Origin of the sequence: Cupriavidus pauculus, from assembly GCF_008801835.1 — a bacterium.
In the GTDB taxonomy this organism is placed as follows: Bacteria; Pseudomonadota; Gammaproteobacteria; order Burkholderiales; family Burkholderiaceae; genus Cupriavidus; species Cupriavidus pauculus.
The window spans coordinates 347,700-364,371 of record NZ_VZOW01000002.1; the positions used below are offsets into that span (position 1 = coordinate 347,700).

General features: G+C 66.6%; 10 protein-coding genes and 1 pseudogene. 5 read left to right on the forward strand and 6 right to left on the reverse strand.

Annotated elements, in window-relative coordinates:
* Window positions 1-63: 63 nt before the first annotated feature.
* The 5 genes from F7R19_RS04310 to F7R19_RS04330 form a co-directional block, all read right to left on the reverse strand.
* Window positions 64-684 carry a hypothetical protein gene (locus tag F7R19_RS04310; RefSeq protein ID WP_150979466.1) on the reverse strand — a complete coding sequence of 207 codons (621 nt, stop codon included), beginning with the start codon at window positions 682-684 and terminating at the stop codon, window positions 64-66.
* A 107-nt stretch (window positions 685-791) separates the two neighbouring features.
* On the reverse strand, window positions 792-3,038 hold the full coding sequence (locus tag F7R19_RS04315) for a xanthine dehydrogenase family protein molybdopterin-binding subunit (RefSeq protein WP_150979467.1): 2,247 nt from the start codon (window positions 3,036-3,038) through the stop codon (window positions 792-794).
* Between the two features lie 11 nt (window positions 3,039-3,049).
* Entirely contained in the window at window positions 3,050-3,508 is a 459-nt protein-coding gene (locus F7R19_RS04320) for a (2Fe-2S)-binding protein (protein WP_061958968.1), read from the reverse strand.
* Window positions 3,509-3,671: 163 nt separating this feature from the next.
* On the reverse strand, window positions 3,672-4,550 hold the full coding sequence (locus F7R19_RS04325) for a c-type cytochrome (RefSeq protein ID WP_061958967.1): 879 nt from the start codon (window positions 4,548-4,550) through the stop codon (window positions 3,672-3,674).
* Window positions 4,551-4,733: 183 nt separating this feature from the next.
* Complete coding sequence (locus F7R19_RS04330; RefSeq protein ID WP_061958992.1) at window positions 4,734-5,144, reverse strand: nuclear transport factor 2 family protein; 411 nt, start codon at window positions 5,142-5,144, stop codon at window positions 4,734-4,736.
* Window positions 5,145-5,597: 453 nt separating this feature from the next.
* Between F7R19_RS04330 and F7R19_RS04335 the strand changes: the two are divergent.
* From F7R19_RS04335 to F7R19_RS04355, 5 genes and pseudogenes are all read left to right on the forward strand, one after another.
* A pseudogene (locus F7R19_RS04335) lies at window positions 5,598-8,979 on the forward strand (diguanylate cyclase).
* Window positions 8,980-9,302: 323 nt separating this feature from the next.
* Window positions 9,303-10,610 carry a dicarboxylate/amino acid:cation symporter gene (locus F7R19_RS04340; protein WP_061958991.1) on the forward strand — a complete coding sequence of 436 codons (1,308 nt, stop codon included), beginning with the start codon at window positions 9,303-9,305 and terminating at the stop codon, window positions 10,608-10,610.
* 338 nt (window positions 10,611-10,948) lie between these two features.
* Entirely contained in the window at window positions 10,949-12,832 is a 1,884-nt protein-coding gene (locus F7R19_RS04345; protein ID WP_061958965.1) for a sensor histidine kinase, read from the forward strand.
* Complete coding sequence (locus F7R19_RS04350) at window positions 12,822-14,195, forward strand: sigma-54-dependent transcriptional regulator (RefSeq protein ID WP_084004172.1); 1,374 nt, start codon at window positions 12,822-12,824, stop codon at window positions 14,193-14,195. The genes F7R19_RS04345 and F7R19_RS04350 overlap by 11 nt, the downstream gene beginning before the upstream one ends.
* 517 nt (window positions 14,196-14,712) lie before the next feature.
* The gene (locus tag F7R19_RS04355) at window positions 14,713-15,312 is read left to right on the forward strand and encodes a helix-turn-helix domain-containing protein (protein WP_061958964.1); all 600 of its coding nucleotides are present in this window, start codon (window positions 14,713-14,715) and stop codon (window positions 15,310-15,312) included.
* A 238-nt stretch (window positions 15,313-15,550) separates the two neighbouring features.
* On the opposite strand, the gene F7R19_RS04360 is transcribed toward F7R19_RS04355, so the two are convergent.
* Entirely contained in the window at window positions 15,551-16,666 is a 1,116-nt protein-coding gene (locus F7R19_RS04360; RefSeq protein ID WP_150979468.1) for an ornithine cyclodeaminase, read from the reverse strand.
* Window positions 16,667-16,672 lie beyond the last annotated feature (6 nt).

Genomic DNA, 16,672 nt, shown 5'->3' on the forward strand with positions numbered 1-16,672 from the left:
GGATCCAAGCTGTCATTTGAGTACACAGAGACCACGCAGGCCGGAGGGCGTCGGCGCTCAAGCTCAGCCATCCATTCCGACGTAGCCGCGCGCCTCCAGCCGCTGGCGCCTGGCCTCTTCCTTCATCGTGCGGAAGTCGATAAAGCGGTGCGCCGGTAACAGCCGCGCCACCGCGGGGATGAGATTTTGCTCGCGCAATGTCGGCGGCGGAGAATAGTGCCCGCTGCCGTTGGACCATGACACGAGCCGGCCTTGGTCAAAGTCGATCTCGCCGGCATAGAGCACGTCGGCGCGTCTGGACAAGGACGTATGCCCTTGCACACCGTATCGCGGATCGGCGCCCGCCAGCGAGCCCTGCGGGGCGCCGCAATAGATCCGCCCCGGATCGGCCGCAAGGATCACGTAGAAGAACACGCCGTGTGCAGGCGGCACGGGCGCGCCGGGTACATGCGGTAGCAGGTAATAGTGCTCGGCGCTTTTGCGCTGCAGTTCGAAGACCTGCGAAGGGCGGGCGGGGACTTGATAGCCGTCGTGTTGTACGGGGATGGGTTGCATGCGCGCGCGCGCCTCGAAAATCTCCCCGATACGGTGCAATTGATCATGCGACAGCATCTCCCACCTCTCTTTCCGATGAAACCTGGGATTGTCGACGCTGGCCTTCGCGCGGCAATTGACGCTCATCATGACGCCACTGCCCGCAAAAAGAAAGAGCCCTGCCGGCAGGCAGGGCTCTTGAGCGCGACAGTCAATATCGGACTCGCCAACGGTCTGGCGCGGCCCGGATCGATGCGTCAGGTCAGCACGAACGGCAACTGACGCTGGCGCTTGCCGGTGAGGCGGAACAACGCGTTGGCCACCGCCGGCGCGATGGTCGGCGTGCCCGGCTCACCCAGTCCGGTGGGGTTGTCGTTCGACGGCACGAAGAACACATCGACCACCGGTGCATCGGGCATGCGCGGCGGCGGGTAGTCAGGGAAGTTGCTGTTCTTGACCACGCCGTTTTCGATCTCGATGGCAAACCCCGGCTTGGTCATCGACAAGCCGAACACGCAACCGCCCTGGATCTGCGCCTCGGCACTGAGCGGATTGACCACGCGATTGGCGTGCACGCCGGCGGTCACGCGATGCACGCGCGGCTCGCCCTTGACCAGCGACACGTCGACCACATACGCCACCACCGACCCGAACGACTCGTGCACGGCCACGCCCCAGGCGTGTCCCTTGGGCAGCTTCTTCTTGCCGTAGCCCGATTTGTCCACGGCAAGCTGCAGCGCGGCGCGATGGCGCGCATGCGCCTTTTCGTCGAGCCGCGCCATGCGCCATGCCACGGGATCCTGTTTGGCCGCCGTGGCCATTTCATCGGCCAGCGTTTCCTTGACGAAGGCGGTGTGCGTGTTGCCCACCGAGCGCCACCACAGCACCGGCACGTCGACCTTCGGATGATGCACGTTCAGCTGCAGCGGCAATGCGTAGTCGTTTTCGACGATGCCTTCGGTCATCGTCGCATCGACGCCATTCTTGACCATCATCGGTTCGAACGGCGTGCCGGAGATGATCGACTGGCCGACGATGGTGTGCTGCCAGCCCACCACCTTGCCTTGCGCATCGAGGCCGATGCGCGCGCGATGCACGTGCAGCGGACGGTAGTAGCCACCCTTGATGTCGTCCTCGCGGCTCCACATCACCTTGAGAGGCTCGGTATGGCCTGCGGCCACCCACGCACGCAACACGTTGGCCGACTCCACCAGATAGTCCGACGTCGGCACCGCGCGCCGGCCGAAACCGCCACCGGCCATCATCGTGTTCAACGTGACTTTCTCCGGCGACAGTTGCAGCGTGCGCGCGATGGCGCCCTGGTCGATGGTCTGGAACTGCGACCCGACCCACACCTTCACGGCAGTCACCTTGTTGCCGGACACCTCGGGCTGCATCGTGCAGTTCAGCGGTTCCATCGGCGCGTGGGCCAGGTACGGCACACGGTATTCGGCCTCGATCACCTTGGCCGCGCCGGCCATCGCGCCATCGATGCCGTCCGCCGCGCGGGCCACCGTGCCCGGCTGCGTCGCGAGCTTGCTGTACTGGTCGAACAGCGCCGCGGTGCTGACCGTGGAGCCGGTATCTTCCCAGACGATCTCCAGCGCATCGCGCCCGGTCTTGGCGGGCCAGTAGCCATTGGCGATTACCGCCACGCCCGTGCCGCCGCGATCGACATTCACCTGCATCACATCGACCACGCCCTTGACCTTGCGCGCCTTGTCCGCGTTGAACGACTTGACCTTGCCGCCGAAGCGCGGCGGGTGCGCCACCACGGCCACCACCATGCCCTTGAGCTGCACATCCATGCCGAACACGGCATCGCCATGCAGCTTGGACGCGGAATCGAGCCGCGGCGTCGGTTTGCCGACGATTCGGAACTGCGCCGGGTCCTTCAGCGCGACCTGCGCCGGCACCGGCAGGCTCATCGCCGCGTCGGCCAGCTCGCCATACGTGGCGCGGTTGGCGCCCGATGTCACCACGCCCTGCGAGGTCGTGCAGCTGGCCGGATCGACCTTCCATTTCTGCGCGGCGGCGCTGATCAGCATGGCGCGCGCGCGTGCGCCGAGTTCGCGGTATTGCTCGAACGAATGATTGAGCGCGGTGGAGCCGCCCGTCATCTGGATGCCGAACATCGGATCCTTGTATGCGTCGCCGGCCGGCGCCAGCATTGCGCGCACGTTTTGCCAATCGACGTCGAGCTCTTCGGCCAGCGCCATCGGCAATGCCGTATGCACGCCCTGGCCGAATTCGAGCCGGTTCACGGCCACGGTGACGGTGTTGTCCGGCGCGATGCGCAGGAACGCCTGCGGCGGCGTGGCCGGCTTGGCGGCGGCGCCCTGCGCTTGCGCGGACTCGACACCGGCGATACCGAGCGCCAGCCCGCCGCCGGCCAGTCCGGTGATCTTCAGAAAGCTGCGCCGCGACAGCGCGGCAGTTTTTTCTGCGCCGGCAACCGGCGCGCCGCTGCCGCCCGCGAGGGCTTCAATGCCTCGAATACGCATGGCAGTGCTCCTCAGGCGATGGCGCGCGCGGCATCCTTGATGGCCGCGCGAATCCGTTGATAGGTGCCGCAGCGGCAGACGTTACCGGCCATGGCCTGATCGATGTCGGCGTCGGTGGGCCGCGGCTTGCTGCGCAGCAGGCCCACGGCGCTCATCACCTGGCCGTTCTGGCAGTAGCCGCACTGCGCCACGTCGTGCTTGAGCCAGGCGGCCAATACCGCCTTGCCCACCTTGTCGTCGCCCATGCCTTCGATCGTGCTGATCTTGCTGCCGGCGGTGGCCGAGATCGGCATCACGCAACTGCGCGTGGCCTGTCCGTTGATATGGACCGTGCAGGCACCGCACGACGCCATGCCGCAGCCGAACTTGGTGCCCGTCATGCCGAGGTTGTCGCGCAAGGCCCACAACAGTGGCGTGGACGGATCGGCGTCCACCTCCACGGTCTTGCCGTTGAGGGTGAGGGTTGTCATTTGTGGAGCTCCTTGGGTACGTGGCCCAGTCGGTTATTCGCAAGACCGCCGGGCCGATGGCGCGCAGTATCCCTGGCCAACCCGACGGACCCGAGGAGGATAGTTCAAATAGAAAAAGCGTGCGCGCCGCCGCTCAACCCATGGGCGCGCACCGCTTCAGGGATTATTTCTGCACCAGGAACAAATAGAGCGCGTTGAGATCGGTGTCGTCCATTTTCTCGAAAGCGCTGAATGGCATGACGCGGCTGACATCGCTGCCGTCGGGCCGCTTGCCGGTGCGCATCATCGTCACGAATTGCGCGGACTGCGGATATTTTTCCATGACGCCGCCAGGCCGCAGGTTGGCCGCGGCAGGCCAGTCCGGCGGCGCGCCGGGAATGTTGCCGCCGCGAAGTTTGGCGCCGTGGCAGCCCTTGCAGGAATTGGCCACGTAAGCGCCGTATTCCACGTTGACCGCGGCGACGATCGGCGGCGATGGCGGCAGGCTATGGTCGATCTTCTCGGCGGCGTCCTTGATGACTCCCGCACCATACATGCCGCGCACAAACCACGGCAGATGAATCTCGGCGGGCTTGCCTTCGCCAGGCGGCAGGCTTTGCACATACGCCACTATCGCGCCGAGGTCGTCGTCCGACAAACGGTTGTAGTCCTCGCTGGGCATGACCAGCAGCGGTCGGCCCGAGGGCCCCACGCCATGCCGGATCGCGCGGTCCCAGTCTTCGATCCGATAGCGGGCCACGTCGGGGTTGGCGCGCGTGATGTCCGGCGCGCGGACCCGGAAGCCGTTGGCTTCGTCAAACACCTGTTTGCCCGCGCCGCCCGCCCCGTGGCAATCCATGCAACCGCGCGATTCGTACAGGTATTTGCCATGCGCGATGGCCTTGGCATCGACGGGCAACGCCACCGGCTGCACCGCCACGTCGATATGGCGGACCAGCTTGCGGCCGCCCCACCAGTAGGTGCCGCCCACGGCCAGCACGACAAAGATCGTGAAGGCCACCAGCGCGGAGCTGGCAATGCGGAAGAATCGCTTGACGTCCATGGGTATCCCCCTGTGAAGCCGCCGGATGGCTCCGCGCCGATTGGATCGGCCCGGCGCATTGCGTTCCGTGCGCGATCGTACAGAAGATGCGCGACGGCGGCCAGCACAGGGAAAGGCCGCGCCATGGCGCGGCCGGCTTCGGACCCGGTCGATTCCGTTCGATCCGGACCCTGGCCTGCCCCGTTAGCCGGCCAGACCGGCCGGTGCGCGGTCGATAAAGCCGGTCATCCCGGTCAGGCGGCCGTCGGCCGACAGCGTGGCGAAGTCGGTGCCCACCACCAACGCAGCCTCGCCGGCCGGGCCCAGCTCCCAACTGAAGCGCAGGTTTCCGCCATGGGCGTCCACTGGCGTGACGCGGCGGAACTGGAATCCGGGAAAGCGCGCCTGCACGGCGGCGATCATCGCGTCGATGCCGTCGTGGCCCTCGCCGCGCATCAGCGGATCGACATAGACCGCCGATTCGGTCCACGTCCGGCCGATCAGCGCGCGACGGCGGGCGGCGTCGGTCTCGTTCCAGGCGGCCAGATATCGGTCGGCGAGATCGACGACGTGGGCCGGGGCGGTGTTGGGCGCGTTGACGGTGTTTTCGCTCATGGTGTGCTCCTTGTGAGAATCAGCGGTGAACATCGGGTATGGCTCCATGATCGTCACCAGCCTGCCGCGGCGCGATTACGTAGGGGGTAATCGCGGACATTCACGCCAAACCCGGCACCGCGCCGCCTCCACTTTTTACGCCCGTGTCCGCCATCCGGCGTCCACTAGCCGGGCCCCTGGCGTCGGCTTCCGGCTTCCAGGGTTTCCCGGCTTCCGCCAGCTTGCGCAACGCCGCCCGCCTCGGCCATGCCGCACCGCCACGCGCCCGCCCGCGCCTTACCAAAATTCGGCGGATCGCGCCAGCCCCAACAAAGGCGTTCGCCAGCCCCTATCTTTGCTGTCGGATTCCGCCTGGCGCGACTACAGTGCCACCTACGCTGGGCGTCGTGCGGCCATCGCGCGCGTACCGGCCACGCTTTCGGCGCCCTCGCGCGCCCACTGAACACGATAGAGATGACGCCTGAAACGGCCGCGCCCCCTTCGAACCTATCGCCGCAGGCCCACAACGGGCGCTGGCGTCCGCCGATCGTGGCGGCGCTGGGATTCTTCGCGCTGGCCTCGGCCGGCATCTGGCTGGCCCGCATGCCGCACAACGCCGCCGCCCTGTGGCTGGCCAACGCATTCGGGCTGGGGCTGATGCTGCATCATCCGCGCCGCGCCGCCCCGGCGCTGCTGGCCGCGATGCTGGCGGCCAACGTCGTGGCCGACCTGATCGCCGGCTATGGCATTGGCGTGGCGCTGCTGCTGTCGATCGCCAACGGGCTGGAAATCGGCTGCTCGGCACTGCTGCTGTGGAGCATGGCAGGACGCGGCGCAGTCGGCCGTGGCGCCTCGCTGACGTCGTTCGCGCTGACGCTGGGGATTGCGGCCGCCGTGGGCCCCGCGGCGGGCGGCCTGCTGGGCGCGTGGGTCCTTGCGGATGCCTATGGCGGGTCGTTTGCCCCGATCTGGTGGACCTGGTGGAACGCCGGCGCCATCGGCATGGTGTTGCTGCTGCCGCTGATGGTGTCGTTCTCGCCCGAGCGCCTGCGCGCCTCGCGGCAGCGTCCGCTGCTGTTCCGCCTGACCGCGCTGTTCGCGCTTTGCGTGGGCATCGGCAGCGGCGCGATCAGCGCGGGACACGACCCATTCGTGGTGATGTCCCTGCCGCTGGTGATCGTGGCGCTGGCCAGCAACCCGTTCGCCACCGCATTACTGACGCTGCTGTCGATGATTGCGACCGAAATGGTGGCGCTGTCTTTCGGGCTGCCGTTGCTGGCGTCGCGCTCGGTGCCACTTTCGGGTGCGCTGCTGATGGTGTTTCCGATCTGCATCGCGTTCATGACCGAGCAGAACCGCGAGAGCAGGCTCCAGTTGCGCAGCAGCGAGCGGCGTTTTCGCCAGGCGCTCGAACATTCGGCCATCGGCATGGCGCTGGTGACGCTCGACGGCCGCTGGCAACTGGTCAACCGCGCCATGGTCGACCTGCTCGGCTATAGCGCCGAAGAACTGAGCGACCTGCCATTCCAGTTGATGACGCACCCGGACGACCTCGCCGCGGACCTGCGCCAGGTGGAACGGCTGCTGTCCGGCGAGATCGATTCCTACCGCATGGAAAAGCGCTATCGCCACAAGGACGGCCACTATCTGTGGGCGCTGCTGGCGGTGTCGCTGGTGCGCGACGAGCACACGGGCGAACCGCACCACTTCATTTCGCAGGTCGAGGACATCCACATGCGCAAGCTGGCGCAGGAACAACTCGAACAGTTGACGCGGCGCACGCAATTGGCCGTGGAAGCGGCCGGCGTGGGCATCTGGGAATGGGATTTCACGCACGCCGCGATCACCTGGGATGCGCGCATGCATGCGCTGCACGGCACGCCGCCGGAGCTGGGGCCGCCCACGCTGGCGCAATGGATCGCGATGCTTCATCCCGAGGACATCAGCCGCGTCAGCGCGGAAATGCGTGAAGCGATCCGCGGCGTGCGCCGCTTCGACACCGAATACCGCGTCGTGCGTCCCACCGGCGAGATCCGCCACGTGCGCGCAATGGCCACCACGTCGCGCCACGAGGACGACTCCACGCGCGCCCTGGTCGGCACGAACTGGGACATCACCGAGCAGCGCAACCTCACGCGCGCGCTGTTCGAGGAAAAGGAACGGCTGCACATCACGCTGCGCTCGATCGGCGACGCGGTGATCTGCACCGACCGCATGATGCGCGTCACGTTCATGAATCCGATTGCCGAGCAGTTGACCGGCTGGAGCATGGACGCGGCGATGGGCCAGACGCTGGATCAGGTGTTCCGCATCGTCGACGAAGACACCGACCTGACCATTCCGAGCCCGGTCGAGCAATGCCTGGAAACGCTGCGCCCCGCCTATCTGCAGGAAGGCGCGGTGCTGCAGAGCCTGACCGGCGAGCGCCACGACGTGCAGGATTCCGCCGCGCCGGTGCTGGCCAACGACGGCAGCGTGCTGGGCGCGGTGCTGGTGTTCCAGGACATCACCACGTCGCGCGCGTTGCAGCGCGAGCTCGCGCATTCGGCCACGCACGATGCGCTGACCGGGCTGCCCAATCGCGCCTGGTTCGAAAAGCGGCTGCGTGAAGCCTGCGAGCAGGCGCGCCTGCACGACCATCGCGCCGCGCTGTGCTTTATCGACCTGGACCGCTTCAAGATCGTCAACGACACCGCGGGCCATGGCGCGGGCGACGTGCTGCTGCGCGAACTGGGCTATGTGATCCGCCATCAGGTGCGTCCCGACGAACTGCTGGCGCGGCTGGGCGGCGACGAGTTCGCGCTGCTGCTCAAGGACTGCACCGTCGAACACGCCGAACTGGTGTGCCAGAAGGTGATCGATTCGGTGCGCGAGCGGCGCTTTCCGTGGAACGGCCGCGTCTACGACGTGGGCGCCAGCATCGGCATCGCCGCCATCGACAGCGACGTGCCGCCGGTCAGCGAACTGATGAGCCGCGCCGATGTGGCGTGCTACGCGGCCAAGGCGGCCGGACGCAATCGCGTGTCCGTATATCGCCGCGACGAAAGCGATGCGCGGCGTCACCACCGCGAACTGGAAGTGGCCGCGGGCATTCACTCGGCGCTGGAAGCCAACCGCTTCCGCCTGTATGCGCAGGAGATCCGCTCGCTGCATCCCGGCGCGGACGACGCCCGTCACGTGGAAATCCTGGTGCGCATGGTCGACGAGCAGGGCCTGCTGATCATGCCCGGCGCGTTTATTCCGGCCGCCGAACGCTACGACCTGATGGGCCATATCGATCGCTGGGTGGATCCGCAACGTGCTGCATCAGTACGGCGAACGTCTGGCGCGCGTGACGGGGCTGTCGGTGTCGATCAACCTGTCGGCCAATTCGCTTGGCGAGCCGTTCCTGTTGCCGTTCCTGCACGCCGCGCTCGACGATTCCGTGCTGCCGGCCAACCGCATCCGGCTGGAAATCACCGAAACCGCGCTGATCAACAACATGACCGCCGCCAGCCGCGTGGTGGCCGAGATGCGCAGCGCCGGCTGCACCGTGGCGCTCGACGACTTCGGCTCGGGGCTGTCGTCGTTCGCCTATCTGAAGCAGTTCCCGGTCGACTATCTGAAGATCGACGGCAGCTTCATCCGCAATCTGTCCAGCAATGCGGTCGATCGCGAGATCGTCAGCTCGATCAACGACATCGGCCATCGGCTGGGCGTGCGCACGGTGGCCGAGTGGGTCGAGGACGAAAGCACGCTGCACACGCTGCGCGCCATCGGGGTGGACTACGCGCAAGGCTATGCGATCGGCAAGCCGATGCCGCTGGAAGCCTTTCTCGACATTTGCGAGAGCGCCCCGACCCGCCTCGGCGCCTGAACGTCAGTGCGCCCGAGCGCGGGCGCGTCGCCCTCCGCATCATGCCGCGCGCCACGCGACGCGCATCCGCCATCACATCGCTCCACAACGCCGTTCGGAAATCCGGACGGCGTTTTGCCCGCACGTTCGGATTGCCGAACGACCCCTTATCGGGCACATCGTAAATCCCTTTGTATTCATCGACTTACATCTGCATCCAGACGTGCGGCGGCTGGCACGCGTCGTGCAATTCAGGCGGCCGCCGCAGGCACACGATCCGTCCGCTGAGGCAGGCAGCCATTGCCGCGCAGGACGGGCTCAGTACAAAGGAGGATGTACCCACGATGACAAAACGACTGCCAACCCTGATTTTCATTGCGATGCTGCTGGGCGTGATCGTCGGCAGCGCCGCGCACAACATGGCGCCGGACGCGGCCACCGCGAAATCGATCGCCGACCATCTGTCGATCCTGACCGACGTCTTCCTGCGGATGATCAAGATGATCATCGGCCCGCTGGTGTTTGCCACGCTGGTGTCCGGCATCGCCAGCATGGGCGACGGCAAGACCGTGGGCCGCATCGGCCTGAAGGCGATGGCATGGTTCATGGCCGCGTCGATCACGTCGCTGCTGCTGGGCCTGGTGATGGCCAACCTGCTGGCGCCGGGACATGGCATGAACCTGCCGCTGCCGCCCGCCGATGCCGCGTCCAACCTGAAGACCGGCGCGCTGAACCTGCGCGACTTCGTCGCCCACATGTTCCCGAAGAGCTTTGCCGAGGCGATGGCCACCAACGAGGTGCTGCAGATCGTGGTGTTCTCGCTGTTCTTCGGCTTCGCGCTGGGCACGCTCAAGGACGGCGTGGGCAAGCCGGTGCTGGCCACCATCGACGGGCTGGGCCACATCATGCTCAAGGTCACCAACTATGTGATGGCGTTTGCGCCGCTGGGCGTGTTCGGCGCCGTGGCCGCCGTGATCACCGCCCAGGGCCTGGGCGTGCTGGTGGTCTACGCCAAGTTGCTGGGCAGCGTGTACCTGTCGCTGGCGCTGTTGTGGATCGCGCTGATCGCCGGGGGCTACTTCTTCCTGGGCCGCGACATCTTCAGGCTGATCCGCCAGCTGCGCGCGCCGCTGATGATCGGCTTCGCCACGGCCAGCAGCGAATCGGCCTATCCGAAGGTGATCGACCAGCTCAACCGTTTCGGCGTGAAATCGCGCATCACCAATTTCGTGCTGCCGCTGGGCTATTCGTTCAATCTGGACGGATCGATCATGTACACGTCGTTCGCCGCGCTGTTCGTGGCGCAGGTCTACGGCATCCACCTGTCGCTGACGCAGCAGATCACGATGTTGCTGGTGCTGCTGGTGACCAGCAAGGGTATCGCCGGCGTGCCACGCGCGTCGCTGGTGGTGGTGGCAGCCGTGCTGCCGATGTTCGGACTGCCCGAGGCCGGCATCCTGCTGGTGCTCGGCATCGACCATATCCTCGATATGGGCCGCACCGTAACCAATGTGCTTGGCAATGCCATTGCCACGACCGTTGTCGCCAAAAGCGAGAACGCGATTGGCGCGCCGGAACTATCGGACGAGGCCGACACCTCCGAAGACAGTAGCGCCGGCCTGACACCCGTTCAGGCGCTGGCCAGCAAGTAAGCTGCGCCAGGCGTGCCAGGGCCCGGCTGCCGATCAGGCGGCCGGGCCTTTTCGCGTTTACAGCGCGGCGCGGAGCGCGGTGCGGCGCATGTCCGCTTGGTTGCCGATCCGGGCGCGATCGTGGCGCCATCGCGTGCCATCGCCGCGCATCGAGACGCCGCGATGGCTCCGCCGCCGGTCCGTGGATCGGCCGCGGTTAAGGCGAGCCTAATGCGGGGTGTGGTAAAACGTCGCCTTGCTGGTGGCGGTGTAAGCCCGTAAAAGGGCCTGGACGACGCTTGTCGACGAGCAAACTGTCCGATACGCCACCTCCGGCAACGTCCGCATTTCCGAATCCCATGATTGTGTCCCCTTCCGACGGCGCGTTGTCGCCGTGGCGCCGCGTTGCCCCGTTTGTCGCCCTGCTCGCGCTGGCCGCCCTGGTCACGGGCGCCGGCTGGCTCGGCTATCGCTATACCTTCGACACCGCGCTGGCCCGCCAGGCCGAGCGCGGGCAGGTACAGATGCGGCTCTACGCGCAGGCGCTGGAAAGCGAGCTGGCGCGCTATGACTATGTGCCAAGCCTGCTTTCGCTCGACGCGCGCATCGACGCGCTCTTGCGCGATCCGCGCTCGCCCGAGCGCGTGGCGCAGGCCAATGCATACCTGGCCGCGCTGAACGGCCGCGCCGGCACGCGTGTGGTCTATGTGCTCGATGCCAAGGGCCGCGTGCTGGCGACCAGCAACTATCAGCGCCCCGACAGCTTCCTGGGCGAAGACCTGAGCTTCCGCCCGTATTTCCGCAGCGCCATCGAAGGCCAGTTGGGCCGCTTCTACGGCGTGGGCACCACGCGCAGCGAATCGGGCTATTACCTGTCCGCGCCGCTTGGCGACCGCGACCGGCCGGTGGGCGTGGCAGTGGTCAAGATCGGACTCGAACCGCTCGAAAACCGCTGGCAGGGCAACGACAGCCAGATGCTGCTGGCCGACGAAAACGGCGTGGTGATCCTGGCCTCCGATCCGTCATGGAAACTGGCCGTGCTGCGTCCGCTGTCGGACGAACAGCGCGCCAGGCTCGACCGCAATCTGCAATACAATCGCGCGCCCTTGCCGCAGCTGGCGCTGAGCCTGGTGCGCCCGCTCGCCAACGGGCCGGCCCAGGGCGGCGACGCGCTGGTGCGTCTGCGCCAGGGCCCGCCGATGCTGGCGCAGCATCTGGCCCTGCCCGGCACCGACTGGGACCTGACGCTGCTGACCAACACCTCGCAGGCGCGCGTGGCCGCGCTCAACAGCGCGGCGCTGGCCGGCGTGCTGGCCGCCTTCGTGCTGCTGCTGGCCGCCGCGTGGAACGTGCGGCGCCGCATCGCCAGCGAACGGCAGGCGGCGCGCGCCGCGCTCGAGGCCGCCAACAGCGAGTTGGAGCGCAAGGTGGCCGAGCGCACCGCGGACCTGTCCGCTACCAACCAGCAGTTGCAGGCCGAGGTCGCCGAACGGATCCGCACCGAAGCGGTGCTGCGTCAGGCGCAGGACGGGCTGCTGCAGGCCGGCAAGCTGGCAGCGGTGGGACAGATGTCCGCCGGCATCGCGCATGAACTGAACCAGCCGCTGGCGGCCCTGCGCACGCTGTCCGGCAACGCCGAAAAATTCATGGCGCGCGGCGATTACCAGACCGCCCAGGGCAATCTCGAAAAAATCGTCGGCCTGGTGGAACGGATGGGTCGCATCACCGGCGCGCTCAGGTCCTTCGCGCGCAACCCCGCCGCGGGCCAGCGCCATGCCGCGCGCCTCGGCGAGGCGGTCGACAATGCGCTGTTCCTGCTGGAAACGCGCGTGGCGGCAATCCGGCCGCGCATCGCACGCGACATCGAGCCACATCTGGCCGTGGCGTGCGATCCGAATCGTCTGGAACAGGTGCTGGTCAACCTGATCGGCAATGCGCTCGATGCGATCAAGGACCGCCCCGATCCGCAGCTGTCGCTGCATGCGTATGAAGCGGGCGGCATGGTGCACCTGACCGTGCGCGACAACGGCCCGGGTCTGTCCGAAGCCGCTTTCGCGCGGCTGTTCGAGCCGTTCTTCACCACCAAGCCGGCGGGCGAAGGCCTGGGGTTGGGGCTGACGCTGTCGGCCGGCATCCTGAACGAAAACGGCGGCAGCCTGACCGCCATCAACCATCCCGACGGTGGCGCGTGTTTCACGCTGGCGCTGCCGCAGGCGCGCGAGGAGCACCGTCATGTCGGCTGAACCCGTGGCATTGATGCGCGACGACGACGCGACCATGGCGGACGCCCCGCAGGCGTTGCGCGTGCTGATCGTCGAAGACGACGCCGATGTGCGGCTGGGCTGCGAGCAGGCGCTCGCGCTCGAAGGCATCGCCACGCGCGCGGTGGCCAGCGCGGAAGCGGCGCTGCGTGAGGTTGAAGCCGGCTACGCCGGGATCGTGGTCAGCGATATCCATCTGCCCGGCGCGGACGGCATGTCGCTGCTGCGCACGCTGGCGGCGCGCGACGCCACGCTACCGGTCATCATGGTCACCGGCCACGGCGATATCACGCTGGCGGTGCAGGCCATGAAGCAAGGCGCCTACGACTTCCTGGAAAAGCCGTTCTCGCCCGAGCGCCTCGTGGCCACCTGCCGCCGCGCGCTGGAAAAGCGCCGCCTGGCGCTGGAGGTGGCGGATCTGCGCGCGCGCCTGGCCGGCCGCGAAGGGCTGGCCGCACGGCTGATCGGCAATTCGCCGGCCATCGAGCGGCTGCGCCAGATGATCGCCGGCCTTGGCGACACGGCGGCCAACGTGCTGATCCACGGCGAGACCGGCACCGGCAAGGAACTGGTGGCGCGCTGCCTGCACGAAGCCAGCGGCCGGCGCACGCGGCATTTCGTGCCGATCAACTGCGGTGGCCTGCCCGAGCAGTTGTTCGAGTCGGAGATCTTCGGGCACGAGGCCGGCGCGTTCACGGGCGCGGCCAAGCGGCGAATCGGCAAGATCGAACACGCCGAAGGCGGCACGCTGTTTCTCGACGAGATCGAGAGCATGCCCATGCCAATGCAGATCAAGCTGCTGCGCGTACTGCAGGAACGCGTGGTGGAGCGGCTCGGCTCAAACCAGCCGGTGCCGGTCAACACGCGCGTGGTGGCCGCCACCAAGGCCGACCTGCGCGCGCTGGCCGACGCCGGCCAGTTTCGCGCTGATCTCTATTACCGCCTGAATGTGGTCACGCTGGAGTTGCCGCCATTGCGCGAACGCCGCGAGGACGTGCCTTTGCTGTTCGAACATTTCGTCGCGCAGGCCGCGCTGCGCTTCGAACGCGAAGCGATGCCGGCCACGTCGGCCGAACTGGCCGCGCTGGTGGCATACCCGTGGCCGGGAAATGTGCGCGAACTGCGAAATCTGGCGGAGCGTCATGTGCTCGGGCTGGGCTGCGATCCGGTGCAGAACACCGCGCCGCCAGCCGCGCTGCCGCTGCCGCGCGCCGTCGAGCAATTCGAACGCGCGCTGATTGCCGATGCCCTGCGCCGTCACGACGGCAACCTGACGCGCGCCGGCGAGGCGCTGGGCGTGGCCAAAACAACGCTGTTCGACAAGGTGCGCAAGTACGGCCTGTGATGACGCACTGCATGATTTCGGTCATCGAGTGTCTCGATCTATCTGCAATGCGTGCGCAAACGCACCCAATGTACCAAATGTATGCCAACGGGGAACCCGCCCCGCGCATTGAAGGTCTGTCTCCGGTGCACAACGCCCAAGAGATAAATGTCGGTCGTCATGACATTTTGTCCACCGATTCGGCTCGATGTTCGTTAAGCAACAAAAGTGTGACGCCATCGTTGGTTTTCCCTCTGGCGGCGCTACACCATGACGCCATACTATTGGCATTGAGATGACCGGGCGTGAGTGATTGCGTCCGCCAGGCGGCAAAGATCGCCGACATCGAACGTACCGGCCACCTGAAGCCGTTGCTACGTCAACAAGCTGCAAATAAATCAACAAGACCGGCCGGGGAGCGGGTCAACATCAGGGTCAGCAACACGGCAGCCCGGTCAATGACTGACGTGGCGCGTCCGAGGGCGCCACACAGCGTGCAAGTCTCGCTGTGCTGCGGATAAATACTACGGGTGATTGGATGAAACTGGATCCAGAACTGGCTGAAAAGCCTTACTACAGCACGCGAACAGCGGCGAAGCTCTTGAACGTATCGCTGGGCACTGTCCAGAAAATGGTGGAACGCGGCGAGCTTGGCGCGTGGAAAACCAATGGCGGACACCGGCGCATTCACAAGGAAACTGTCCACCGTCTGCTGGCAAACCGGCAGGTTCCCGATACCACCATCGAGCACAACCTCGACCTGGTGGTCTTCCACCCCAACCATACCGAAGCGCAGCGCATCAGCGCCCAGTTGGGCAAGTGGTCGCTGCCGTTGAAAACCCAGGTGCTCGAGGACGTCGTGGATACCGTGATCACATCGGTCGATGCGCGGCCGCGCGTGGTGCTCTACTACGTAGAAGAACTGAACGACGCGGAATCGGCCACGATCGAGAAGCTGCAGAATTTCTTCTCGCGGCAACGCGTGATCTTCGCGGTCATCACCAATCGCCAGGCCTATGACGGCGTGGCCGATGCACTGCAGCAATGGGGCATCATGGTGTTCCTGAAGACGCCGTCGCTGGAAGAGATCAAAGGCTTTCTGCGCGCGCAGCTGATGATGGGACGCGCCGGCGCGTAGCCCACGGCAATTCCCCGACATGGCACGGCCCGGACCTACCTCCGGGCCGTTTTTCCATGGGCGGCGCTTAATGTGGCGTTAATCCGGGGACGTCGATCGGGGAAGTCGATCGGGACATAGGTTGAGTGACGTCGATCCGGGCGGCGACGATCGACGTCGCTCGCACGCGGCTACGACCGATGTCACGTCGACACATGCCCCGTCGATGCACGCCCGCGCGCGGCCCGCATCCGCGCGCTCACGCCATGACGAAACTGGCCGCCTCGCCGATTTGCGCCGGGCGCACGCCGGGTATGCCAGCACTGACATCGCCCGCCATCATCCAGCCATACAGGTCGCGCGGATCGGGCGCCATCGCAACCAGTTCCACATAACGTCCGGCGTGGCGCGCCATGGCGGCGGCATGCAGCCAGCGCAGCGCCGCATAATCCTCGAGCGCGAAGCCGACCGAATCGAACACCGTCACGTCGGCATCGTTGACGCGCCCCGGTGCCGCTCCGCTCAGCACTTCCCACAGCTCGCTCACCGGCGCCTCTGGCCATTGCTGGATCTCGCCTTCGATGCGCGATTGCGGTGCGTACTCGACCACAATGCGCGCACGGCGCAGGATATCGGCGTCAAGCTCGGTCTTGCCCGGGCAGTCGCCACCCACCGCATTCAGATGCATGCCCGGCCGCACCATTTCGGCGCGCAGGATCGTGGCGCGCGTCTTGTCGGCAGTGACTGTGGACACGATATCGGCCCCCTGCAAGGCGTCGTCGACCGATGTCGCGGCATGAATCGACAAACCCGCCACACCTGCCAGATTTCGCATCAATCGCGCCGTGGCCGACCCATCGATGTCGAACGCGCGGACCGTATCGACACCCAGCATGGCGTGAAACGCCAGTGTCTGGAATTCGGCCTGCGCGCCATTGCCGATCAACGCCATGGTGCGCGCGCCCGGCCGTGCCATGGCCTGCGCGGCCAGCGCCGATGTCGCCGCGGTGCGCAGTGCGGTGGCCAGCGTCAGATCAGCCAGCAATATTGGAAAGCCAGTCGCCACCTCGGCCAGCATGCCGCACGCCATGACCGTGGGCAGCGCGAGTTGCGCATTGCGCGGGTGCCCGTTCACGTACTTGAAGGCGTAGTGCGTGCCGTCGCTGACGGGCATCAGCTCGATCACGCCGACGCTCGAATGGCTTGCCAGTCGCGCCGATTTTTCGAAATCGGCCCAGCGGGAGAAGTCCTGCCGGACGCACGCGGCCACCTGGACGATGGCTTCGGCCACGCCGATGCCGCGCACCAGTGCCGCGACATCGTTCGCGTCAAGAAATCGCGTCATCGCGATGGGTTTCGCAAGCGCTGGTTTCATGGCGGC

Coding starts and splice junctions, on each gene's coding strand:
- F7R19_RS04355 (WP_061958964.1), top strand. CDS start 14,713: ATGAAACTGGATCCAGAACTGGCTGAAAAGCCTTACTACAGCACGCGA.
- F7R19_RS04330 (WP_061958992.1), bottom strand. CDS start 5,144: ATGAGCGAAAACACCGTCAACGCGCCCAACACCGCCCCGGCCCACGTC.
- F7R19_RS04340 (WP_061958991.1), top strand. CDS start 9,303: ATGACAAAACGACTGCCAACCCTGATTTTCATTGCGATGCTGCTGGGC.
- F7R19_RS04315 (WP_150979467.1), bottom strand. CDS start 3,038: ATGCGTATTCGAGGCATTGAAGCCCTCGCGGGCGGCAGCGGCGCGCCG.
- F7R19_RS04360 (WP_150979468.1), bottom strand. CDS start 16,666: ATGAAACCAGCGCTTGCGAAACCCATCGCGATGACGCGATTTCTTGAC.
- F7R19_RS04310 (WP_150979466.1), bottom strand. CDS start 684: ATGATGAGCGTCAATTGCCGCGCGAAGGCCAGCGTCGACAATCCCAGG.
- F7R19_RS04350 (WP_084004172.1), top strand. CDS start 12,822: ATGTCGGCTGAACCCGTGGCATTGATGCGCGACGACGACGCGACCATG.
- F7R19_RS04320 (WP_061958968.1), bottom strand. CDS start 3,508: ATGACAACCCTCACCCTCAACGGCAAGACCGTGGAGGTGGACGCCGAT.
- F7R19_RS04325 (WP_061958967.1), bottom strand. CDS start 4,550: ATGGACGTCAAGCGATTCTTCCGCATTGCCAGCTCCGCGCTGGTGGCC.
- F7R19_RS04345 (WP_061958965.1), top strand. CDS start 10,949: ATGATTGTGTCCCCTTCCGACGGCGCGTTGTCGCCGTGGCGCCGCGTT.